Source organism: Streptomyces sp. NPDC026394, from assembly GCF_055567735.1.
This window is the reverse complement of the sequence record NZ_JBVHPX010000011.1, coordinates 247256-269012: the sequence shown is the minus strand read 5'-3', so window position 1 is coordinate 269012 and position 21757 is coordinate 247256. Positions and strand designations below refer to the sequence as shown.

The 21757-nt window shown below is 71.2% G+C and carries 20 protein-coding genes; 9 read left to right on the top strand and 11 right to left on the bottom strand.

Features of this window, described 5'->3' with window-relative positions; translation table 11 throughout:
* Positions 1-198 precede the first annotated feature (198 nt).
* A complete protein-coding gene (locus ACZ4QV_RS25330) occupies positions 199-1029 on the top strand; it encodes a GNAT family N-acetyltransferase (protein WP_467763436.1) in 831 nt (276 codons plus the stop codon).
* Positions 1026-1937 (top strand): lysophospholipid acyltransferase family protein, encoded by a 912-nt coding sequence (locus ACZ4QV_RS25325; protein ID WP_467763435.1) that lies wholly within the window; start codon positions 1026-1028, stop codon positions 1935-1937. Before ACZ4QV_RS25330 ends, ACZ4QV_RS25325 begins: the two co-directional genes overlap by 4 nt.
* On the opposite strand, the gene ACZ4QV_RS25320 is transcribed toward ACZ4QV_RS25325, so the two are convergent.
* The 4 genes from ACZ4QV_RS25320 to ACZ4QV_RS25305 all read right to left on the bottom strand — a co-directional run bounded on the left by ACZ4QV_RS25320 (position 1913) and on the right by ACZ4QV_RS25305 (position 4819).
* Complete coding sequence (locus ACZ4QV_RS25320) at positions 1913-2530, bottom strand: winged helix-turn-helix domain-containing protein (protein WP_467763434.1); 618 nt, start codon at positions 2528-2530, stop codon at positions 1913-1915. The two genes, ACZ4QV_RS25325 and ACZ4QV_RS25320, sit on opposite strands and share 25 nt — an antisense overlap.
* Positions 2531-2774: 244 nt before the next feature.
* A complete protein-coding gene (locus ACZ4QV_RS25315; protein WP_361143218.1) occupies positions 2775-3524 on the bottom strand; it encodes a rhomboid-like protein in 750 nt (249 codons plus the stop codon).
* 69 nt (positions 3525-3593) lie between these two features.
* A complete protein-coding gene (locus ACZ4QV_RS25310; protein ID WP_030019856.1) occupies positions 3594-3857 on the bottom strand; it encodes a carboxypeptidase-like regulatory domain-containing protein in 264 nt (87 codons plus the stop codon).
* A 32-nt stretch (positions 3858-3889) separates the two neighbouring features.
* Positions 3890-4819 (bottom strand): trypsin-like serine peptidase, encoded by a 930-nt coding sequence (locus ACZ4QV_RS25305; protein WP_361591195.1) that lies wholly within the window; start codon positions 4817-4819, stop codon positions 3890-3892.
* A gap of 493 nt (positions 4820-5312) precedes the next feature.
* Between ACZ4QV_RS25305 and ACZ4QV_RS25300 the strand changes: the two genes are divergently transcribed.
* Positions 5313-6281, top strand: a complete 969-nt coding sequence (locus tag ACZ4QV_RS25300) for a Gfo/Idh/MocA family protein (RefSeq protein WP_361634816.1) — start codon at positions 5313-5315, stop codon at positions 6279-6281.
* Here ACZ4QV_RS25300 and ACZ4QV_RS25295 read toward each other — a convergent pair.
* Positions 6274-6747 carry a hypothetical protein gene (locus tag ACZ4QV_RS25295; RefSeq protein ID WP_331787454.1) on the bottom strand — a complete coding sequence of 158 codons (474 nt, stop codon included), beginning with the start codon at positions 6745-6747 and terminating at the stop codon, positions 6274-6276. The genes ACZ4QV_RS25300 and ACZ4QV_RS25295 overlap by 8 nt on opposite strands.
* 379 nt (positions 6748-7126) lie before the next feature.
* Between ACZ4QV_RS25295 and ACZ4QV_RS25290 the strand changes: the two genes are divergently transcribed.
* From ACZ4QV_RS25290 to ACZ4QV_RS25270, 5 genes are all read left to right on the top strand, one after another.
* Positions 7127-8671 carry an AMP-binding protein gene (locus ACZ4QV_RS25290; protein ID WP_361634813.1) on the top strand — a complete coding sequence of 515 codons (1545 nt, stop codon included), beginning with the start codon at positions 7127-7129 and terminating at the stop codon, positions 8669-8671.
* Between the two features lie 243 nt (positions 8672-8914).
* Entirely contained in the window at positions 8915-9646 is a 732-nt protein-coding gene (locus ACZ4QV_RS25285; protein ID WP_361143207.1) for a response regulator transcription factor, read from the top strand.
* A complete protein-coding gene (locus tag ACZ4QV_RS25280; protein WP_361634810.1) occupies positions 9643-11490 on the top strand; it encodes a sensor histidine kinase in 1848 nt (615 codons plus the stop codon). Before ACZ4QV_RS25285 ends, ACZ4QV_RS25280 begins: the two co-directional genes overlap by 4 nt.
* Positions 11487-12101, top strand: a complete 615-nt coding sequence (locus tag ACZ4QV_RS25275; protein ID WP_361634807.1) for a hypothetical protein — start codon at positions 11487-11489, stop codon at positions 12099-12101. Before ACZ4QV_RS25280 ends, ACZ4QV_RS25275 begins: the two co-directional genes overlap by 4 nt.
* 205 nt (positions 12102-12306) lie before the next feature.
* A complete protein-coding gene (locus ACZ4QV_RS25270) occupies positions 12307-12666 on the top strand; it encodes a hypothetical protein (protein WP_361634804.1) in 360 nt (119 codons plus the stop codon).
* 179 nt (positions 12667-12845) lie between these two features.
* Here the strand turns inward: ACZ4QV_RS25270 and ACZ4QV_RS25265 are convergent, their stop codons facing one another.
* The 3 genes from ACZ4QV_RS25265 to glnA all read right to left on the bottom strand — a co-directional run bounded on the left by ACZ4QV_RS25265 (position 12846) and on the right by glnA (position 18447).
* Positions 12846-15122: a terpene synthase family protein gene (locus tag ACZ4QV_RS25265; protein WP_361591183.1), complete on the bottom strand. Its 2277-nt coding sequence runs from the start codon at positions 15120-15122 to the stop codon at positions 12846-12848.
* A 663-nt stretch (positions 15123-15785) separates the two neighbouring features.
* Positions 15786-16685, bottom strand: coding sequence for a hypothetical protein (locus ACZ4QV_RS25260; protein WP_361634801.1), 900 nt, complete (start codon positions 16683-16685; stop codon positions 15786-15788).
* Between the two features lie 352 nt (positions 16686-17037).
* Positions 17038-18447, bottom strand: a complete 1410-nt coding sequence (glnA, locus tag ACZ4QV_RS25255) for a type I glutamate--ammonia ligase (protein WP_030022007.1) — start codon at positions 18445-18447, stop codon at positions 17038-17040.
* 407 nt (positions 18448-18854) lie between these two features.
* On the opposite strand from glnA, the gene ACZ4QV_RS25250 reads away from it, so the two are divergent.
* Entirely contained in the window at positions 18855-19322 is a 468-nt protein-coding gene (locus tag ACZ4QV_RS25250; RefSeq protein WP_125047487.1) for an RDD family protein, read from the top strand.
* A gap of 216 nt (positions 19323-19538) precedes the next feature.
* Here ACZ4QV_RS25250 and ACZ4QV_RS25245 read toward each other — a convergent pair whose 3' ends face one another.
* From ACZ4QV_RS25245 to lipA, 3 genes are all read right to left on the bottom strand, one after another.
* Positions 19539-20252 carry a DUF4191 domain-containing protein gene (locus ACZ4QV_RS25245; RefSeq protein WP_361634798.1) on the bottom strand — a complete coding sequence of 238 codons (714 nt, stop codon included), beginning with the start codon at positions 20250-20252 and terminating at the stop codon, positions 19539-19541.
* A gap of 10 nt (positions 20253-20262) precedes the next feature.
* On the bottom strand, positions 20263-20481 hold the full coding sequence (locus tag ACZ4QV_RS25240; protein ID WP_031004195.1) for an SCO2195 family GlnR-regulated protein: 219 nt from the start codon (positions 20479-20481) through the stop codon (positions 20263-20265).
* Positions 20482-20709: 228 nt separating this feature from the next.
* Positions 20710-21660: a lipoyl synthase gene (gene lipA, locus ACZ4QV_RS25235; RefSeq protein ID WP_361143185.1), complete on the bottom strand. Its 951-nt coding sequence runs from the start codon at positions 21658-21660 to the stop codon at positions 20710-20712.
* Between the last annotated feature and the right edge of the window lie 97 nt (positions 21661-21757).

Here is a 21757-nt window from a genome sequence, read left to right as displayed (position 1 = left end):
CCAGGTCACTGGGTGTCGCCCCCCGACGGGAGTGTAGCTGGCACCACCGTGACCGGCGGCCCGGCTTCTCCTTCCGCGCTGTCCGTGCCCGTGCCCGTTCCCGCGTCTGTGCCCGTGCCCGTGCCCCCGATGTCTCCTCCCGCACCCGTGACCCCTGCCGGCCTCACCACGTCTCGACTTCCCCGGACGGAGAGCCCCATGAGCGTCCCCGCGACCGTGTCCGCCGCCACGCCGCCCACCCCGCCGATCCCCGCCCCGGCCCCCACGCCGACCCCCGCACCGGCCACCCCGCCGACCGCGTACGAGACCTCGATCGCCGGCACGCCGGACCTGATACGCGCAGCCCAGCGCCTGCGCCACCAGGTCTTCGGCGAGGAGCTGGGCGCCACTCTGCACTCGCCCCTGGCGGGCCACGACATCGACCCCGTCGACGACCTCGCCGACCACCTGATCGTCACCGAGACCGCGACCGGTGACGTGGTCGGCACCTACCGGCTGGTGCCGCCGGGCCGCGGCGACCGCCTCTACTCCGACGGCGAGTTCGACCTGACGGCACTGGCCGCGCTGCGCCCCTCGCTCATCGAGGCCGGGCGTTCCTGCGTCCGTCCGGACCACCGCGGCGGCGCCGTGATCAACCTGATGTGGGCCGCGCTGGCCCGTTACACCCTGCTCTCCGGGCACCGCTACCTGGCGGGCTGCGCCTCCGTACCGCTGGGGGACGGCGGCGCGGCCGCGGCCGCCGCCTGGGAGCTGGGCCGCACCCGGCACGCCGCGCCGCCCGGGCTGCGCGTCTCCCCGCACCGGCCGTGGCGCCCCGAAGGACCGGGACCGGACGCGCGGCCGAACCCGTCGCTGCTGCCGCCGCTGCTCCGTGGCTACCTGCGGATCGGCGCCTGGGTGTGCGGGCCGCCCGCGCACGACCCGGAGTTCGATGTGGCCGACTTCTTCGTCGTGCTGGACATGGAGCGCCTCAACGACCGGTACCGCCGCTTCTTCCTGGGTGCCCAGCCGTCCGGGAGCCGGGCGTGAGTACCTGGGAAGTACGGTCCGGGTGCACGACGGGCTGTGCCGCGCACGCCGTGCCGCGCGTTCCGTTCACGGAGACCGCCCGGCGCTGCGCCACCTTCGCGCACGCCGCGGGCCGCGCGCTGCGCGACGGCGAGCGGATGGCCGAACCGGCGCGGCTGCGGGCCCACGCCCGTGCGGTGCTGGGCTCGGTCGGGGTGCGGCTCGTCATCGAGACGGCGGAGACAGGGGAGGCGGGAGAGACGGCAGAGGCAGGACAGGCGGGGGAAGCTGCCGGGACGGGGCGGACGGCGGCGGGCGCGGCGGGCCTCTCGGTCCCGGTGGCGCGCCCTCGCGGCACCCTCGTCGTCGCCAACCACATCTCCTGGCTGGACATCCCCGCCCTGCTCGCCGTCGAGCCGGTGACCCTGCTCGCCAAGCGCGAGGTCGGCGACTGGCCGCTGGTCGGCACCCTCGCCCGCCGCGCCGGAACCCGTTTCATCGACCGCGACAGCCCACGGCAACTGCCCGCCACCGTGGCGTCCTTGGCGGAGCTGCTGCGCTCCGGACGGTCGGTGGCCGCGTTCCCGCAGGCCACCACCTGGTGCTCGGTGGCGTACGGCGCCTTCCGGCGGGCCACCTTCCAGGCGGCGCTGGACGCGGGCGCCCCCGTGCGGCCGGTGACGATCGCGTACGAGCAGCACGGGCTGCCCAGCACGGTCGCGGGCTTCCTCGGCGACGAGGAGTTCCTGTCCTCCGTACGGCGGGTGCTCGGCGCGAGCGGCCTGACGGTCCGCGTCACCGTGCACCCGCCGCTGCTGCCGCACTCCGGCGCGCACGACCGGCGCGCGCTGGCGGAACGCGCCCGCGCGGCCGTCATCACAGGGCCCGTCCCCGTGCGTACCGGTCAGGCGCTCGGCACGTACTTGTAGCCGACGCGCCGTACGGTCACGATCGACGAGCGCAGGCCCGCGCCCAACTTGCGGCGCAGCCGGGCGACATGCACGTCGACCGTACGGCCGTCGCCGACGTGCCCGTACCCCCACACCGTGGTCACCAGTTGGTCGCGGGTGTGCACCCGGTGCGGGTGCGCCACGAGGTGGGCGAGCAGCTCGAACTCCAGGTACGTCAGTTCCAGGGCCCGGCCGTGGACGTGCACGGTCCGCTGCTCGGGGTCGATACGGACGTTCGCGTCACCGGTCGTGGCGGCGGTTGTGGCTGCCTGTTCCCCGGCCGTCACGGGCCGCGCGGCGGCGGTGGCCGCGGCCGGCGCCTGTTCCGCCGGGACGAGCACGAGGTAGCCGACCATCGCCGGCTGCCCCGGGAGTTCCGGCAGGCTGTGCTGCGGCGCGGGGAGCCAGGTGGCGCCGGAGGTGAGCAGGTCGGCGACCGGCGGCAGCTCGTCGGGTGCCACGGCGCGCAAGCGCTGTCGCTGCCTGCCGGGCACGGTGGGGACGGGAGGGGCGGTGGCCGTCGCCGAGGCGGAGGCGGCGGAAGCGGCAGGCATGGTACGGACGTTCGTCATGATCGTCAGCTCTTTCGCGCAGAGGGGCGTCGGTGGACGTCGTGCGCGCGGGCAGGGCTGGAGACGCGCTGGAAGGCGTCTGAGAGGCGTGTGCGGGCCCGCGCTCAGTGCGCGCGGCAACACAGACGGTCGAAGTGATGTCCCTGCCGGGACGGCCAGAAGGGCTCAAGGTCACTGCGACCCGTAGCGGTGTCGGTAAGGCTGGCCATGCCCCCATTCAATCAGACAGCCGCTGATCTGTCCCTCACGCGGCCTGCGGACCGGTACGGAACGGACGGCGACGCGGTGCTGCTGCACGGCGGCGCAGCAGGGCGGCCGTACGGCGGCCGCGCGGGTCGGCGGTACCGCGGCCGCGCGGGGCGGCGGGGGACGGGAGGCGCAGGGGGACGGCCACCCGGTGGCGGACCTTGAACGCGGCCGCCACGCCCATCCCCAGCAGCAGCGCCGTCAGATGCCCCACGTCCGTGAAGTCCCGCCGCCGGGCCAGGACCGGGCCGACGCCCAGCGCCAGCACCCCCGCGGTGGCCGCCGCCCGCGCGCCGCGGTGCGGTACGGAGACGGCGAGCGCGCCCACCGTGGCGTAGAAGCCGTAACTCGCGCCCACGTCCACCGCGCGCTCGGTGTCGGGCGTGACCGCGTCGTGGGACAGCGCCCTGGCTGCCCGCAGCCCGCCGTACACGAGCACGCTGGCGCCGATGTGCCCGGCGGCGAACATCCCGGCGGCGCGCCGGGTGCCCCACGCCGCCTCGGCCGTGCCGAGCGCCGCGAGCAGCGCGAGTCCGTACGGGACGGGCAGCGGCCTCTCCACGAACACGGCGCTGGTGGCCAGCGTCCGCCAGCGGCCCGCGCGCAGGTTGTCGACGTTGGTGGAGTGCGCGCGCAGCAGCTCGGCGCGCTCCCGCGCGGGCAGCCGCGCGGTGGCGTACGCGCCGAGCTGGACGGCGCCGACGTACAGCGGGGTGAGCCAGGGGGCGTAGGCGGAGGGCGCTTTCATGCCCTCCATCATCCCCGGCCGCGGGCCGTACCGGCCGCGGCGCCGGGGCCTGCGTGCCGCGGCCCCGGTTCAGGCGAGGCGGATCTCGACCGGGTCGGCCGACCCGCCCCGCACCGTGACCGCGGTCCCGGCGACCTGTGACGCGCCGCCCCGCTCCGACCGGCACTCGACGGTGTACCCGCCGTCGGTGCCGGCGGAGAGGGTGAAGCGCCCCTCGTCGTCCGTGAGCGCGGCCACGTCCGGGAAGGACCCGGGGCCCGCGGCGAGGTACACCCGGGCGTCCGGGACGGGCCGGCCGTCCGCGTCCACCACGACTCCGGAGATCACCGCCATACCGGGACCTTTCGTTTCCTGCTGCCGGTCGGTCAGGCTTTCCACGCCACGTAGTTGTTGTACACCGGCGTGGTGATCCGCGTACCCGAGTTGGTGACCGCGCCGCCGTACGCGTGGATCGCGATGCCGTACCGGCCGCCGTTGTAGAAGTGGTAGACGGAGCTGCCGCTCTGGCCGCCCGCCGTGTCGATGTCGTAGTACACCTTGCGCGGACCGACGGAGGCGACGCCGCGCGCGTCGTACCACTGCGTACCGGCCGGCTTGTCGCCCGGGTACCCGGAGATGTTGCCGACGGTCTTGAGCAGGTCGGCGTCGGACCACACGCCGAACCCGAACCAGCCGGTGGTGTTGCCCAGGTTGTTGGGCAGGATGATCGCTCCGTAGTCGTAGTTCTCGTCGCCGTTGTTGGCCCAGCCGTTGACCGTGCGGAAGCTGGTGCTGGTGACGACGCCGTACGGAAGGGTGTTGCCGTTGCGGCCCGGCATCACGTTGATGCTCTTGACCCAGCCGTCGCGCCCGGCGACGCCGCTGTTCTTGATGTAGACGACGTGCCCCGCGGTGGCCAGCGTGTGCGGGCCGATGAACCAGCCGGTGCCGATCCAGCGGGAGTTGTCCGCCGCGGTGATCAGCAACGAGCAGTGCACCCGCCACGGGTACACGGACGTGTCGGTGATCTGCACCCGGTCGTCCGGGCCGTGCACGGTCTCGGCGGCGACCGGGGGCGGGCCGAAGGACGCCTCGCCGATGTCCGGCAGCACCGCGGTCGGCGGCTGCCAGAGCTGCTCGGGCGTGCCCTCGGGGCGGTTGTAGCCCCGTACGTTCTCCAGGCCGTCGGCAGTCGCCCTGGCCGCGTCGCCCTGCGGCCCCTCGGACGGCTGCTGTACGGCCAACTCCTCAGCGGTGTAGACGACGTGCTGTTCCTCCGGCTCGTTCGAGACAGCGGTGTGGAACTCGATCGGCATTGCTGGTCACCGGGCCTCTCGGGTCTCGCGGTGCGCGGTGGGAGTTCTCCTCGAAGGAGTCCTCTCCTTGTACTGCGGTCCCGGGAGCCGGACAACGAAAGATGCGGCGAATTCTTGCGGATGGCCCTCTGCTACGTCATCCGTCCCGAACTGCCCCGCCATCAGCACGAGATCTCCCGCGAAAACGGGACGGCCCGGCCACGGAGAACTTCCGCACCGGGAACGGGCCCGGCCGGCCCTTGCGGGCCGGTGCGCGGCGCGCCACGACGCGCGCGTCGTGCGCGCGGGCGCGGGATGCGGGGATGCGGGGCGGGATGCACGGATGCGGGCGTGCCGGGGGTGCCGGTGGGGGGCGGGGAGCGGTGTGCGGGGCGGTCCGATGCTGTGGAGTGCAACGGTGCGCGGGGCGGCTCGGCGCCGGGAGGACGCGTCGGCTTCGCGCCACATGCCGGCGTCCGGAGGCGCCCTTGCGCAGCGGGGCACACTGGCGGGCATGACGACGACCTTGCGCATCGGACTCCTCGGCACCGGCCCCTGGGCACAGCGCGTCCACGCCCCCGCCCTCGCCGCCCACCCCGGCATCTCCTTCACGGGTGTCTGGGGACGACGCCCGGAAGCCGCCGCCGAGCTGGCAGCGCGCCACGGCACCCGCCCGTACGCGAGCCCCGAGGACCTGTTCGCCGACACCGACGCCGTCGCCGTCGCGCTGCCGCCGTCCGTCCAGGCGGACCTCGCCGTACGGGCCGCCGAAGCCGGCCGGCACCTGCTCCTGGACAAGCCCGTCGCCACCACCGTCGCCGAAGCGCGCGCGGTGGTCGACGCCGCCGACCGGGCCGGCGTCGCCTCCGTCGTGTTCTTCACCGCGCGCTTCGGCGTCGCGGAGGGGGAGTGGACCGACCGGGCGGCCGCGGCCGGTGGCTGGTTCACCGCGCACGCCGACTGGCTCGGCTCGGTCTTCGCGGCCGACAGCGACAGCCCGTACGTGGATTCCCCCTGGCGCCGCGAGAAGGGCGCCCTGTGGGACGTCGGCCCGCACGCGCTGTCCCTCCTGCTGCCCGCCCTCGGGGACGCGGAACACGTCACGGCCGCCCGGGGCCCCGGCGACACCGTGCTGCTCACGCTGCGGCACGCGGGCGGCGCGGCGAGTTCGGCGACCGTCAGCCTGACCGCCCCGCGCGCGGCCTCCGGGGTCTCCGTCACGCTGCACGGCGCCTCGGGCACCACCGTGCTCCCGAGCCGTCAGGACGGCCCGGACGTGGCGTACGCGCGTGCCGTGGACGCGCTGCTCACCGCCGTACGCACCGGTGAACGGCACTCTTGCGACGTACGGTTCGGCCTGCGGGTGACGGAGGTGCTGGCGGCGGCGGAGGCGTCGCTGGGAGCGGGTGGAGAGGGCCCGGCGGGCGGCGCGGTCCCAGCGGGCGGGGGAGCGTCCGGGGAGGGCGCCGCGCCCCTCATTTGATCAGCGCGTTCGCCACCGCGATCAGCAGCCCGAGCGCGGCGTCGGCCACCCCGATGAGCGCTGCCCCGCGCCTGCGGTAGCCCATCCGCAGCGCGGCGGCCGTGCCCCAGCCGAACAGCAGCGTCGCGTTGAGCGCGAGCCCGGCCGCCGTGGTGGGCCCTTCGGGCCAGCCCCAGCCCCCGGCGGCCAGCAGCAGCACCACGGTGGGCAGCGAAGCGACGACGAGCGGCCACTCGTCGATCAGCCGGTGCCCCAGCGCGTACCAGCGGTGGCCCGCGCTGTCGCCGCGGTGGGTGGACATGTGGTGGGCGTAGCCGTGCGCGAGCGCCGCGGTGGCGGCCGTGACCAGGACCCACAGCGCGTCGTACACGGGCGTGAACGGCGTTCCCTCGCTCTGCAGGGCGGCCAGCAGCGCACTGGCGAGCACCGTTCCGTACACGCCTCCGAACAGCATGTTGGAACGCACGAAAAGCTCTCTTCCCCGCGAAACCGCGTTACGGGCATGGAGTGACGAGTCGTCCACGTTAATCGGCGGCCCCGTCCCTTTCCTCACCGTAACGGGGGAGAAAGAAATGGCCGAAGGTATGACAACGCGTGGCGACGGGGGATTTTCGTACCGCGGCGAATGCGGGGCGACCCGCGCGCACGGCGGGCATCCGCCCCCGCGCCGCCTTCCCCTTATGCCTTCCCGGTATCGCTACATGCCGGAATTGGTCTTGGAAGGCATGAGAGATCCCGCCTAACGTCGTCCTCGCGCCCTTCGCGCTCCCCATCCGCACGTATTCCCCATCCGCACGCACGCCGCGCCGCGCGCCGGTGCGCTGTACGACAAGGAGGCGCAGCTCATGACGGCGTTCACGAGTTACGTCGAAAGCATTCTCCAGGAACTGGCGGACCACCCGGACCGCCGGGTGCTGACCACCTCCGCGGGGCAGGACATCACCGCCGCGGAGTTCCACGACAGCGTGCACCGCACGGCGGCGGAACTGGCCGACCGCGGCATCGGGCGCGGCCACACCGTCTCGATGCTGTCCGGCAACCGGCCGGAAGCACTGTCCGCCCGGTACGCCGTCAACCTGCTGGGCGCCAGGATCGTCCTGCTGTACGAGGGCCAGGCCCCGGAGACCCAGGCGCGCGTCGTGGAGAGCGCCGAGACCGTCCTGCTCCTCGTCGGTCCGGAATCGGCCAAGCCCGCCGCGGAACTGCTCGCCCATCTGGACGGCGCCGCGCCGGAGGTCCTGCTGCTCGGTCCCGGTGACCCCGGCGCCCTGGACGCCGAGGACCTGACCGCCGCGGCCGCCGCCCGCCCGTCGGGCCGTACGGTCGAGAGCGCGGCCCGTCCCGACGACGACTGGTGCATCCGCTACACGGGCGGCACGACCGGTGTCCCCAAAGGCATCCAGATGGCGCACCGCCCGTACGCGCAAGCGGTCGCGTACCCCTTCGCGTCCGCCGGCGACCCGCCCCGCCTGCTGGCCTGCACCTCGCTCGCCCATCTGGCCGGACAACTGTCCGACATGACCCTGGCCGCCGGGGGCAGCGTCGTCCTCCAGGACGGCTTCGACGCCGGCGCGGTCCTCGCCGCGGTCGCCCGCGAACGCATCACTCACATGTGGCTGCTGCCGCCCCTCCTCTACCACCTGCTCGACCACCCCGATCTGGCCACCACCGACCTCAGCAGCCTCACCCGCATCACCTATGGCGGCTGCCCGGCCTCCCCCGCCCGGCTGCGGCAGGGACTCGACCTCCTCGGCCCGGTCCTCTACGGCTGGTACGGCCAGTCCGAGGCCCTGCTGCTCACCGAGATGAGCCCCGAGGAGCACGGCCGGACCGGGCAGGGCGGCCAGATCACCGTCGGCCGGCCCGTACCCGGCGTGACCGTCGAGATCCGCGACGAGGACGGCCACCGCCTCCCGCCGGACACCAGCGGCGAGGTGTACGTCCGCTCCGAGGGCATGATGACCGGCTACTGGAAGAAGCCCGAACTGACCGCACAGGTCATCCGCGACGGCTGGGTACGCACCGGCGACGTCGGCTACCTGGACGACGCGGGCTACCTCTACCTGATGGACCGGGTCAAGGACATGGTCATCGTGGTGGGCGGGCACGTCTACCCGGGTGAGCTGGAGGATCTGCTGCACACCCACCCGGACGTCGCGCACTGCGCGGTCTTCGGCGTCCGTACCGCCGACGAGGTGGAAGAGGTGCACGTCGCCGTCGTCCCCGCGCCGGGACGCACGGTCGACCCCGCCGCGATCACCGCGTTCGTGGTGGCGCACAAGGGCGCGATGTACGCGCCGAGCGGTGTGCACCAGGTGGACACGATTCCGCTCACGTCCGTCGGCAAGCCGGACAAGAAGCGGCTGAAGGCGGAGCTGGTGGAGAGGTAGCGGGACAGCGGGGCGGGGGCGTCCGCTGCCGCCCCGCGCACCGGCTACCGGCGACCGCCCCGGGCCCCGGGAACCGCCGGACCAGGACGGTCGCCGTCGTCAGCGGCTCGCCCCATCCGTCATCAATTCCTCACACGATGCGCGACACGACGTCATGAACGGCACGCACCATGGTCAGCCCCTGCCCCCGCCGTACGCTTTCGACGAGCGTCCGCCCGGCCACCGCTTCGGAGAACCCGCCCCATGACCCGTGTGCTGCTCATCGAGGACGACCCCGCCGTACGCAAGGGCGTCCACCTCGCGCTGCGCCGCCGCGGGCACGAGGTCGAGACGGCGGCCAGCGGCGAGACCGGACTCCTCGCCCTGGACCGCTTCCGGCCGGAGCTGGTGCTGCTGGACCTGATGCTGCCCGGCATGAGCGGACTGGAGGTGTGCCGCCGCATCCGCGAGACGCAGCAGATCCCGATCATCATCCTGTCCGCGCGCGGCGACGACATCGACATGGTGGTGGGGCTGGAGGCCGGCGCGGACGACTACGTGGTCAAACCCGCCGGCGGCGAAGTGCTCCAGGCGCGGATGCGGGCGGTGCTGCGGCGGGTGGTGGGGGAGGGGCGCGGCGACGGGACGCGGCAGGCGGATTCCGTGGCCGCGGCTTCGCCGCCCCCCTCCTCTTCTTCCACGGCGTACGGCGCGCTGACCATCGACCGCGCGGCCCTCCTGGTCACCAAGAACGGCCACGAACTCGTACTCGCCCCCTCCGAACTGAAGCTGCTGCTCTTCCTCTCCGATGCGCCCGGCCAGGTCTTCAGCCGCCAGCAGCTCCTCGAACAGGTCTGGGAGCACAGCTTCTACGGGGACGTGCGGCTGGTGGACGCGTGCGTGATGCGGCTGCGCGCCAAGATCGAGGACGATTCGCGCGCGCCCACGTACGTCCAGACGGTACGGGGGTTCGGCTACCGCTTCGGACCGCTGTGAGCACCGGGCCGTCCCGGCGCGGGACCACACCGGCGCGGGGCAGGGGACGACTGACCGCCGCGTACACCCGGTTGCGCGGGCTGCGCACCCGCCTCATCGTCGGCTTCCTCGTCGTCTCCGCGCTCAGCGCGCTGATCACCGCGGCACTCACCTTCCGGCAGGCCCGTACGGCGATACTGGCCCGCACGCAGAACACCGCCGTGCACGACCTGCGCGCCCAACTACAGTCCCTCGGTCCCGACCTGCCCTTCCCGCCGCAACGCGAGGACCTGCAGAACCTCGTCGTCCAGCTCGACCGGGCGGGCGGCTCCCGGAACTGGCACACGTACGCGCAGTACGAGGACGGGCCGGTCGCCCCCGGGCCGTGGCGCGCGGAGGGCGGCCAGGCGGGGCGGGGGGAGGGCGGGGAGGCCGGGTACGGGGACGGGGGCGTGCCGGGGCGCGGGGAGACCGGGTACGGGGGCGTGCCGGGGCGCGGGCCCGGGAGCGCGGTCACCGACGGTCTGCGCGCCGCCGTACGCCAGCACCACGCGCCCATCTTCCAGCGCGTCGACCGGGGCGGGCAGCCCTGGCTCGCGATCGGCATGCCGGTGGACTTCACCGCCTCAAGCACCCGGGAACGCGCATCCCGGACAACCAGTACACCCGGCGCCCCCTCCTCCTCGCCTTCCCCCGCCCCTTCACCCTCCCCCTCCGCCTCTCCCTCCTCGCCCGGCAACACCAAGCCCTCCGGCCTCATCGTCTACGCCGAGTTCGCCCTCGACGACGAGCAGGCCGACATCTCCGCCCTGGTCACCGCCGCCCAGGCCGGCGCACTGCCCGCGCTCGCGCTGGCCGTCGTCCCCGCGCTGTTCGCCGCCCGCCGCGTACTGCGGCCGGTACGCCGCCTGCGCGAAGCCGCCGAACGCATCACCTCCGGCGAACTGGACACCCGCTCCCCGGTGACCGGCCGCGACGAACTCGCCGACCTCACCGTCACCTTCAACGAGATGGCCCGCGCCCTGGAGAAGGACGACGCCGAACTGCGCCGCATGGAGGCCAACGCACGGCGCTTCGCCGCCGACGTCTCCCACGAACTGCGCACCCCCCTGGCCGCCATGTCCGCCGTCACCGAGGTCCTGGACGAGGACGCGGGCCGGCTGGACCCGGACACCGCCGACGCGGTGCGTCTCATCAGCGACGAGACCACCAAGCTCGCCCGCATGGTGGAAGACCTGATCGAGGTCTCGCGCTTCGACGCGGGCGCCGCCGACCTGCTCCTCGACGAGATCGACGTCGCCGTCGCCCTGCGCAAGACCCTCCACCTGCGCGGCTGGCAGGACCAGGTCGAGACCGGCCTCCCCGAGGGCCTGCGGGCCCGCCTCGACCCACGCCGTATGGACGTGGTCGTGGCCAACCTGGTGGGCAACGCGCTGCGGCACGGCGGCGCCCCCGTACGGCTGACGGCGGACACGACGCCGGGACGGCTCCGTATCGACGTGGCCGACCAGGGCCCCGGCATCGACCCGGAGGCCCTCCCGCACGTCTTCGACCGCTTCTACAAGGCCGACGCCGCCCGCGCCCGCTCCAGCGGCAGCGGCCTGGGCCTGGCCATCGCGATGGAGAACGTACGACTGCACGGGGGCACGCTGCGCGCGGCCAACGCGTCGGGCGGGGGAGCGGTGTTCACCGTGGAGCTGCCACTGGATCCACCGGTGGGCCCGGGGCCTGAGTGCGACCCGGGGCCTGAGCGCGGCCGGGGGCCTGAGCGAGAGGCCCCCGACCCAACGACCTCCGACCCCGCCCCCACCTCTCCCACCTCTCCTGTCCCTCCAGCCCCTCCCACCCCCGGAGACCGCCCATGAGGAGCCCGACCCGAGCGGCGCCGGCCTCCTCGGTCATCGCCTCCTACCTGGTGCTCTTCGTCACGGTCCTCCTCGTACCGGCCCTCTTCCTCACCGGCTGCGGCATCGCCCCCACCGGCTACGTCCAGGCAGGCGCCCCCGCCCAGGGCATCCGGCAGCCGGGCACCGACACCTACACCGCCCGGATCTTCTTCCTCTCCCCGCTCGGCATCCATGCCGCCGCGCGCCCGGCCGACGGCCCGGTCGGCCCCCAGGAAGCCCTGGACCTGCTGATGAAGGGGCCCACCCCCGCCGAACAGGCGCGCGGGCTGGTCAGCGTGGTACCGCCGATGCCAGGCCGGCTCACCGCCGTCCCCGAGACCGGTGCCGTCAGCGTCCACCTCCCGACACCGGTGGCCCGGATGGAGGCGGCGGCGATCCACCAGATCGCGTGCACCGCCGCCCACGCCGCCCTCCCCGGCGGCCGCCCGGCCACCCAGGTCGATGTCCGGGTGTACGAGCCGGAGAGCCAGGGCCGCCCTTGGACGGTGCGCTGCTCCGGCAACGGACTGGCCCTGCCGACCGCCGGCCCCGACACCCGGCAGAACCCCACCCCGAAAGCCACCCCGTAAGCCGTCCCGAGAGCCACCCCGGAAGTCACTCCGGACACCTCTCCGAAAACCTCCCCGCCCCCCACCCCACGAGCCTCCCGGACCCCCGGTCCCCCACCCCCGAAGTACTCCCTGACCAGGCGGCTTTGTCAGTGGTCGGCACTAAAATTGGAGGCAGTAAGGAAGCAGTCCAGGACTGCTTCTCCGCTGTCCCAGGAGGTTGCCGATGGCCGTGGCCACACTGCCCACGAGCACCGCGATCGCGAAGAAGACCACGCCGGCCACCAAGGCCGCGAAGGCCACGACGACCGCGTACGGAAAGACCGCCGCGCGCCGCGTGGTCCGCCGCACGCCGATGGCCAAGAAGCCGCTGCCCGCCGGCCTCCCGCGCGAGTGGTACGAAGCCCACAACCGCCGCCTGAAAGCCATGCGCCTGGCGATAGCCCTGCTCGACGGCGGTGTCTACACTCCGGAGCGGGCCCGCAACCGCACCATCCGCACCACCGCGGCCTGGATCGGAGTGCACCCGCCCTCCAACACGACCTGCCGCCTGGTCCGTTCCCTGATCATCGAGAACGCCCGCTGAACCGGCAGGCGACGCGCCGCCGCCTGCGCGCGAACACGAGCGACGACTCCCACCGTCCCTGACCATCCACCGCCGAGCAGCCGCCGCGCACTCCTGACATGACCGGCCCCTCCCGGCCCATCCGGGAGGGGCCACCCGTCATGCCGGAAGACGCAGGGCCGCCGCCCGCGTGCTCCGCCTCACGCCACCCCGCTCATCCGCGCCGCGACCCGGGCCGCCGAAGTCCCCAGCCCCGTAGGCCGGCCGCTCCACGTACCGGACGAGACCCCGGCGCCGCCCTCCGCAGGCGCACCCGTAGTCCCCTTGTGCCGCCGCAGATCCTCCTCTCGGTACCGCCGGCACCCCTGGTGCCAGGTGAGAATCCCCGACATCCAGTTCTCCAGCTCCTTCACATACCCGTCCAGCAGCCCCCGGGCTTCGTCCGACAAAGCGAAGTCGTCGTACAGCACCGGAAGTTCATTCGCCGCCACGTGCTGGAACTCCCGCATGCGGGACGTCATGAGGTCATGGACGATCGCGAGCGCCGTCGGATAGTCGCAGTCGAAGAAGTTCTGCACCACGAGGATGCCGTTGTGCACCTCCCCTTCGTACTCGATCTCCTTCTGGTACGAGAACACGTCGTTCAGCAGCGTCGCGTAGTCGACCGCGGCGTTCTCCAGCGAACGCATCGGACCACTCCGGTACACCTCTTCCGGCACCCGCCGACCGTGCCCGATACGGCTCAGACTCATCGTCATGTCGGAGCCGAACGTCGCCCGTCGCATCTCGATGTAGTCCACCGGATCGGGAACGTGGTGCCGCGCCTGGTTCTCCAGCTCCCAGATCCACCCGGCCGTCATCACCTCGACGGAATCCCGGAACGTCCTCCGTCCCGTGGCATCCATCGACCCGGTCGTGCGACGCCACAGGTCCGCCAGCCCCCGTTCCATCGCGTTCGCCGGCTCCGGAAACGTTTCCCCCTCCTCCACCGGCATGCATGCCGAAAGCCGCTCATTGCACGCCTTCGCCCCGGCAAGGTCCCGCGCCGCCCCGAACACCACCGGGTAGTAATCGTCCCCGTACGTCCCCCAGGTCAGCCACTGCGACCCCAGGTCCAGCTCTTCCGGTGTCGCATCGGGATGCAGCCCGGCAGCGCACAACGGAAAGTCATAATCCGCCACCTTCTCGGCGCTCCAGACGTCCGACAGCGGCACTCCGGCCTGCGGCCGCAACATCCCCATCGCCGCTGCCCACTCCACCGCGTTCACCCGGGCCCGGTCCAAGTGAGGGCTCAACGTCGTCGCGAACGGCATATAAAAGTCCGGCAACTGCGAGGGCCCCACCTTCCGGAACGGCTGATGCGTGAAGTTCCGCAGCCGCTTGGCCCCCGTGACCGCTGTCGCCCGCCGGACGTCCACCCCCGAAGTCCCGATCCCCCCGAACGCGAAAGGCGACCAGTCGCCCGCACCCTGCTTTACCTCCGCCCCGCCCCCATTCATGTACCGACTCGACCGCATGTGCCATTCATGCCCACCCGACTGCCAGTCCTGCAACCCCTTGGCGTAAGCCAGCACATCCGCACACTCCCGCGGACTCAACCCCTTCTCCGCGAACAGCACCGGCAGCTCCGCCACCACCGTGTTCTCGAACTGCTGCACCCGAGAGGTGATCAGGTCATTGACAGCGTCCGCCGCCTCCTGAGTGCTGCACCCGAAGAAGTTCTCCAGCACCAGCACCCCATTGCTGAGCTCCCCTTCCTCCTCCGTCTCCCGCTGATACGAGAACAGATCGTTCCGCAGATGCACCCCGTCCGAGAACGAATCCTTCAGCACCCGCAACGGCCGCGACCGGGCCACCGCCGCCGGCACCTCCGCCCCCGCCGCGAACTCCACCAGCCCCGCCGACCACGGCGCACCGCCGACCTTCCGGCGCATCTCGATGTATTCGACGGGATTCGGCAACCGCCCCGCGTTGATGTTCGAAAGCTCCCACAGCGACTCGTTGAGCAAATGCTCAGTACTCTCCCGGAACCGAGCCCGCCACCCCTCCGACATCGAAGGCACCGTCCGCGCCCACAGATCCGCCAGCCCCGCCTCCACCGGATTGGTGGGCTCCGGCACCGGCGTGCCCAGTTCCATCGGCATGAACAGCGGCAGCCGGTCCAGATACGCCTTCCCGCCGACCCGGTCCTGCGTCCGCTTGAACGCCTCCAAGAAATGATCGTCGAAGAAGAAAACCCACACGTACCAGTCCGTCACCAGCGACAGCACGTCCGCCGAGCAATCCGGATGCGTGTACGCACACAGCAACGCGTAATCATGCGCATCCAAATCCCCCTCCTCCCAAATCCCCGACCCCTCCAGCATCCCCATCCCCCGGGCCCACTCCTTGGAGTGCCGCCGAGCCTCCTCGACCTGCCCATTCAACCGAGCCGGATACGGCAGATAGAACCCCGGCAATTCAAACGGCTGCCCCACCACTGCAAAATCCTTTCGTCGTCCAACTCTTCCACTCCGCAGTGTGCGCACCCCCGCCACGCAGGCGAGGTCCCCCGTCCAACTCCCCGCGCCACCCACCCGGCGGCCACAGCACTACCCACTCGACCCACCGCTTACCCATCGTCTTGACGGAACGTAAGTACGTATGATTCCGGCTGCACCGCCCGACTGAATCGCACGCATTTCCGATTGCCGATCGAGTGACAGGGGCTCCCCGCGGATTTTTCATCAGCACTCCACGCACACTCCACCCAACCGATGCCGTCTACGGGAGCGGCGCCGACAGGAACAACCGGGCCACGCCTACGCAAGGACCTGCCTCGGCCAACGGTCCACACCGAGCGCTCCTTTGCCCGACAGGTTCGGCCGGGACGAGGCGGTCGAAGCGCGAGAGCCCCAGGTGGCTCATTCCCCGGGATTACGGTGCCGCCGGATCCCTGCTCGGCAGTTCACCGTGCAAATCCGTCCTCGCCGCTTCCTGTAGAGAAGCGGCGAGGATTCGGCAAATTTCGAGTCGTTGCCCCTGGTCGCAGCCTTCGAGAAGGCGTCCCAAGGAACGAAGTACGACTACGTCCCGCCAGCAGCGTGCAACAACTCCCAGGGCCACACACGCCGAAACTCCGAGCACCATCAAGGACAAGGTCATGACTCGTAACGCTCCCTGATGTACTCCACAATCTCCGTTGCTCCGCTGCCGTACAAGCACGAATCATGACGATTCAGAATCAGGGTGGAATCGCCGAGTCGAGCGGATCGAGGGGAGGTCAACTCGAGCGCCTTCTGGCGGGGCAAACCGTCGAGGAAACCGTGGGCCGCGAGGTTGGCGCAGAAGGCCCCGGCAGTGTCGCCACAGCACCATTCGATCACGAGATCGCCGGAATGGTGGGTGTAGCAGTTGGCGAAACCATGCGGTTGAGCCGCCCTGTTGACCAACCCCGGCCGACGCAGTACTCGGCTCAGCAACACATCACGCACCCGCAGTTTCTTGATCGATCTTGAGTCGATCCACTCTTCAGCCTCCTCCCGCTCCTCGCGAGAGAGACCGAGGGGGACCCGTTTCCACAGAAGCGCCTCACCATCGCGTGCGGAGGGCAGAAGCATGGGGCCGCCTTCGGCTCGCGTCAAAGTGATTCGGGCCGAGCTGAGTGCGTCGAGGAGTACCACTCGCTCGTGGGTCTGACGGACGCGCAGCGCAGGTACCCCGCGGATGCCTCCGTAGAAGTGATCAAAACGCGGGAGAAGCTCACTAAGAATCTCGTTCGCCATGACGGGTTCCAAGGTCAGAGCCAGATACTGGCTCTCCTCCTGCGCTGCAAGCACCCCGAGAAGGGCGCCGTTCAGTTGGCGGTCTTGGAAGCTGCTTGCCAATACGTGGGCGACATGTGCTTCCAGACGGCGCTGATCCGGGTCCGAGGCGTCCGCTACCGGAGTCCCGAGGTAGACATCGGCCTGCTTCGCCAGTCTGGTAGCCGTCGCCAGCGTGAGCGACGTCTGGTGGTGAATCTTCTTAGCCAGACGGTTGCTGTTGCGTGATTTGGACATGCGGTGCCCCTTCCACTTGCCGCCCGGCGACGACAGGAGAGAGACAGATCGGATGTCCTGGTGCGTACTGACTGCCAACTGCGGGTGACTCTCCAGAGCCCACTGCTCGCACCGACGCCGGGATCGGATGTAGCGAGACACGCTGCCGCAGCAACGCCACACGGACGATACACCCACCGCTTGCACCCGATCCGGTAGACAGGAGTTCCGGGCGCCCCGCAGCCGGGAGTTGCGGGAACTCTTCTGGTACCTGGCGTACCGAAAATGATGAAGGCCACCCCGCGGGGTGGCCTTCATCATTTTCGGCTGGCTGGCTGGGTGGGCGGCTTTCCCTCGCCCACAGCCTCCCGGTTTAGAGGTCGAAGTACAGCTCGAACTCGTGCGGGTGCGGGCGGAGCTGGATCGGGGCGATTTCGTTGGTGCGCTTGTAGTCGATCCAGGTTTCGATGAGGTCGGAGGTGAAGACGCCGCCCTGCTGGAGGTACTCGTTGTCGGCTTCCAGGGCGTCGAGGACGGCCGGGAGGCTGGTGGGGACCTGGGGGACGCCCGCGTGTTCCTCGGGGGCGAGTTCGTAGAGGTCCTTGTCGATCGGCTCGGCGGGCTCGATCTTGTTCTTGACGCCGTCCAGCCCCGCGAGGAGGAGGGCGGAGAAGGCGAGGTACGGGTTCGAGGACGGGTCCGGGGCGCGGAACTCGACGCGCTTGGCCTTCGGGTTGGAACCCGTGATCGGGATGCGCATCGCGGCGGAGCGGTTGCGCTGCGAGTAGACCAGGTTGACCGGGGCCTCGAAGCCCGGCACCAGGCGGTGGTAGGAGTTCACGGTGGGGTTCGTGAAGGCCAGCAGCGAGGGGGCGTGCTTGAGGATGCCGCCGATGTAGTAGCGGGCGGTGTCCGAGAGGCCCGCGTAGCCCTGCTCGTCGTAGAAGAGGGGCTCGCCGCCGGTCCACAGCGACTGGTGGACGTGCATGCCGGAGCCGTTGTCGCCGAAGATCGGCTTGGGCATGAAGGTGGCGGTCTTGCCGTTGCGCCAGGCGACGTTCTTGACGATGTACTTGAACAGCATCAGGTCGTCGGCGGCGGCCAGCAGGGTGTTGAACTTGTAGTTGATCTCGGCCTGGCCGGCCGTGCCGACCTCGTGGTGCTGGCGCTCGACCTTCAGGCCGGCCGCGTCGAGCTCCAAGGAGATCTCGGCGCGCAGGTCGGCGAAGTGGTCGACCGGGGGAGCCGGGAAGTAGCCGCCCTTGTAGCGGACCTTGTAACCGCGGTTGTTGACCTCGGAACCGGTGTTCCAGGCGCCGGCCTCGGAGTCGATGTGGTAGAAGGACTGGTTCGCCGACGTCTCGAAGCGGACGTTGTCGAAGACGTAGAACTCCGCCTCCGGACCGAAGAACGCGGTGTCGGCGATGCCGGTGGAGGCGAGGTACGCCTCGGCCTTCTTCGCCACGTTGCGCGGGTCACGGCTGTACTGCTCGCCGGTGATCGGGTCGTGGATGAAGAAGTTGATGTTGAGGGTCTTGTCGCGGCGGAACGGGTCCACGCGGGCGGTGGAGAGGTCGGCGCGCAGGGCCATGTCGGACTCGTGGATGGCCTGGAAGCCGCGGATCGAGGAGCCGTCGAAGGCGAGCTCCTCGGTCGGGTCGAACGCCTCCGCCGGAACCGTGAAGTGCTGCATCACACCGGGCAGGTCGCAGAACCGGACGTCGACGAACTTGACGTCCTCGTCCGCGATGAACTTCTTGGCCTCATCGGCGTTCTGGAACATCCAACTCCTCCTAGCCCGGTCACCGGCGGTCGGCGGCGCGGGATTGCTACTCGGAGCGCACCATGTGCGGTGGCGCGCTTGCCCGACCATAGGCAGGCGGGATTTCCCAAGCATGACCCATTTGTTTCGCCGAGGTTAACCGCCGCGCGGCCCGTACGGGGAGGTGATGTGCGGGAGGAGGGGGTGGTGGAATTGATCATTCCGGCGGGGGCTCGGGGTGTCGGACGAGCGTCGGCTGAGCACGGCTGCGTGCGGTGGCACGGGCTGGGGGGCCGGGGCCGGGCGGAGCCGTAACCGTCGCGCCGTGTGGCGGGGGCGTCGCACGGCGGCTCCCGGTACGGCCCTCGGGCGCCTTCGGCGGCGCCCCGCGAGCGGGCGAACGTATGCGGTCGCAGTACCGTGGACGGGTGGACAACAGGCAAGCAATCGGATCGTGGATCTCCGGGCCCCGCGCGGCGGCCGAGGACATGGGTGTCGAGTTCGGCTACCGCGGACAGCAGCTCGGGCTGCCCGAGGAGGGACCGGGCTCGATCGCGCGCCCCGGCCGGCGCTTCGCCGCCCTCTTCATCGACTGGGCCCTGTGCACGCTCGTCGCGTACGGGCTGCTCAGCCACGGCCGGGCCGAGTCGACGAGCAACTGGGCGCTGGCCGTCTTCGTGGTGCTCAGCGTGCTGACGGTCGGGACGGTGGGCTTCACGCCGGGCAAGCGGCTGCTGGGCCTGCGGGTGGTCGCGGAGGGCGGCGGACGGCTGCCCCTGCTGCGCGTGGTGCTGCGTACGGTGCTGCTGGCCGTGGTCATCCCCGCGGTGATCTGGGACCGCGACGGCCGCGGTCTCCACGACCGGCTGGCCCGCGCCGTACAGGTTCGGATCTAGTACAGGTTCGGATCCGAGGCGTACGGGCAGCCGTAAGGGCCGTACGGCCGGTGCGCGCTGTGCCGGGGCGTACGGGGGGGTGTACCCGGGCGTACGGGGCACCCGAGCCCCCTGAAAACCTCCGAGGGGCCCAGGACCACAAGGTCCTGGGCCCCTCGGCCGTTCCGGTGACACAGCCACGCGCCACGCGCCACGCACCGCGAGTGACGGCGCGCCTCAGCGCATCTTGCCGCCGCCGCCCTTCGGCATCCGCATGCCCTTGGGCATGGGGCCCTTCGGGACCGGCATGTTGCTCATGAGGTCGCCGAGCGCGCGGAGGCGGTCGTTGGTCGCGGTGACCTGGGGGCCGGGCAGGGTGCGCGGGAGCTTCAGGAGGGTCGTACGGATCTTCTTGAGCGGGACCTGGCCCTCGCCGTCACCGACCACGAAGTCGTGGACCGGGGCATCGGCGATGATGCGGGCCATCCGCTTCTTCTCCGAGGCCAGCAGGCCGCGTACGCGGTTCGGGTTGCCCTCGCCGACGAGGACGATGCCCGCCTTGCCGACGGCGCGGTGCACGACGTCCTGCTGGCGGTTCATCGCCACGGCCGGGGTGACGGTCCAGCCGCGGCCCACGTTGTCCAGTACGGCCGCCGCCGCGCCGGGCTGCCCCTCCATCTGTCCGAAGGCGGCCCGCTCGGCACGACGGCCGAAGATGATCGCCATCGCGAGGAAGGCCAGGACGAATCCCAGGATGCCCAGGTAGACGGGGTGGCCGATCAGGAAGCCGAGGACGAGGAGAACGCCGAAAACGACGATGCCCACGCCGGCGACGACAAGACCGACCTTGGGGTCGACCCGACGGGTCATCTTGTAGGTCTGGGCGATCTGCTTCAGTCGCCCGGGGTTCGCAGCGCCCTCAGCGCTGTCTGCTTTTGCCTTCCTCGCCATGGGGCGCAGTTTACGTGGCGTTCGGACCCTCGGTCGCCGCGGCCTCCAGTACGTGCTGGGCCTCGCGCCGGTCCCTGGCGCGGCGGCGGTCCTCCAGCACCGATGTCCACGCGTTCCGGCGGGCGGTGCGCTGGCCTCCGCGCATCAGTACGGACTCCACCGCGCGCAGGGCATCGGTGACCGACGGGAGGGGGAGAACAGCGGTGGCGCGAGCGGGCGCGGCCTGCATGGCGGGTTCCCCTTCTGGAGGAATGGTGGACGCGTTCTGTGAAGCCATCGTTACAGATCGGTGTTACCAACTGATGACCCGCCGGTCAAACACCGATGAAACGTTGACGCGGCCCGCACCGCCCCTGCCTGGGGAGGTACGGGCCGCGTCATGACACTCTGTGCCACGTTTCACATTCCGGTCCATGGGCCGGAAGGCCCTGTGCGGGGCGGGACGGCCCGGTCGGACTCAGACGGCCTGTGCCGACTCCTCGACCTGGCGGCGCTCGACCGCCTGCTGGTACAGACGGCCGGCGCGGTAGGAGGAGCGGACCAGCGGGCCGGACATGACGCCGGCGTAACCGATCTCCTCGGCTTCTTCCTTCAGCTCCACGAACTCGGCGGGCTTGACCCAGCGCTCGATGGGGTGGTGCCGCACCGACGGACGCAGGTACTGGGTGATGGTGATCAGTTCGCAGCCCGCGTCGTGCAGGTCCTGGAGCGCCTGGCTGATCTCCGCGCGCTCCTCGCCCATGCCCAGGATCAGGTTGGACTTGGTGACCAGACCGGCCTCACGGGCCTTGGTGATGACGTCGAGGGACCGCTCGTAACGGAAGCCGGGGCGGATCCGCTTGAAGATCCGTGGCACCGTCTCGACGTTGTGCGCGAGCACCTCGGGGCGCGAGGAGAAGACCTCGGCGAGCTGCTCGGGGACCGCGTTGAAGTCGGGGATGAGCAGTTCGACGCCGGTGTCGGGCATCGCGGCGTGGATCTGGCGGACGGTCTCCGCGTACAGCCAGGCGCCGCCGTCGTCCAGGTCGTCGCGCGCGACGCCGGTGATGGTGGCGTACTTCAGCCCCATGGTCCGGACGGATTCGGCCACCCGGCGCGGCTCGTCGCGGTCCAGTTCCTGCGGCTTGCCCGTGTCGATCTGGCAGAAGTCGCAGCGGCGGGTGCACTGGTCACCACCGATGAGGAAGGTCGCCTCGCGGTCCTCCCAGCATTCGTAGATGTTGGGACAGCCTGCCTCCTGGCAGACCGTGTGCAGGCCCTCCTTCTTGACCAGGCCCTGCAGGTGGTTGTACTCGGGGCCCATTTTCGCCCGGGTCTTGATCCACTCGGGCTTGCGCTCGATGGGGGTCTGGCTGTTCCGGACCTCCAGGCGCAGCATCTTGCGTCCGTCGGGTGCGACAGCGGACACGTCCGGCTCCCTACGACTTCGTTTCTTCGGCGTACACCAGGGTACGCCCGTCAATTCGCACGTCTTTACGTGCAGGCCAACCCCGTATGGCAGGGGC

Excerpts from the sequence above, each read along its gene's own strand:
- ACZ4QV_RS25330 (WP_467763436.1), top strand. The coding sequence starts at position 199 with ATGAGCGTCCCCGCGACCGTGTCCGCCGCCACGCCGCCCACCCCGCCG.
- ACZ4QV_RS25320 (WP_467763434.1), bottom strand. The coding sequence starts at position 2,530 with ATGACGAACGTCCGTACCATGCCTGCCGCTTCCGCCGCCTCCGCCTCG.
- ACZ4QV_RS25315 (WP_361143218.1), bottom strand. The coding sequence starts at position 3,524 with ATGAAAGCGCCCTCCGCCTACGCCCCCTGGCTCACCCCGCTGTACGTC.
- ACZ4QV_RS25310 (WP_030019856.1), bottom strand. The coding sequence starts at position 3,857 with ATGGCGGTGATCTCCGGAGTCGTGGTGGACGCGGACGGCCGGCCCGTC.
- ACZ4QV_RS25305 (WP_361591195.1), bottom strand. The coding sequence starts at position 4,819 with ATGCCGATCGAGTTCCACACCGCTGTCTCGAACGAGCCGGAGGAACAG.
- ACZ4QV_RS25300 (WP_361634816.1), top strand. The coding sequence starts at position 5,313 with ATGACGACGACCTTGCGCATCGGACTCCTCGGCACCGGCCCCTGGGCA.
- ACZ4QV_RS25290 (WP_361634813.1), top strand. The coding sequence starts at position 7,127 with ATGACGGCGTTCACGAGTTACGTCGAAAGCATTCTCCAGGAACTGGCG.
- ACZ4QV_RS25285 (WP_361143207.1), top strand. The coding sequence starts at position 8,915 with ATGACCCGTGTGCTGCTCATCGAGGACGACCCCGCCGTACGCAAGGGC.
- ACZ4QV_RS25275 (WP_361634807.1), top strand. The coding sequence starts at position 11,487 with ATGAGGAGCCCGACCCGAGCGGCGCCGGCCTCCTCGGTCATCGCCTCC.
- ACZ4QV_RS25270 (WP_361634804.1), top strand. The coding sequence starts at position 12,307 with ATGGCCGTGGCCACACTGCCCACGAGCACCGCGATCGCGAAGAAGACC.
- ACZ4QV_RS25260 (WP_361634801.1), bottom strand. The coding sequence starts at position 16,685 with ATGTCCAAATCACGCAACAGCAACCGTCTGGCTAAGAAGATTCACCAC.
- glnA (WP_030022007.1), bottom strand. The coding sequence starts at position 18,447 with ATGTTCCAGAACGCCGATGAGGCCAAGAAGTTCATCGCGGACGAGGAC.
- ACZ4QV_RS25245 (WP_361634798.1), bottom strand. The coding sequence starts at position 20,252 with ATGGCGAGGAAGGCAAAAGCAGACAGCGCTGAGGGCGCTGCGAACCCC.
- ACZ4QV_RS25240 (WP_031004195.1), bottom strand. The coding sequence starts at position 20,481 with ATGCAGGCCGCGCCCGCTCGCGCCACCGCTGTTCTCCCCCTCCCGTCG.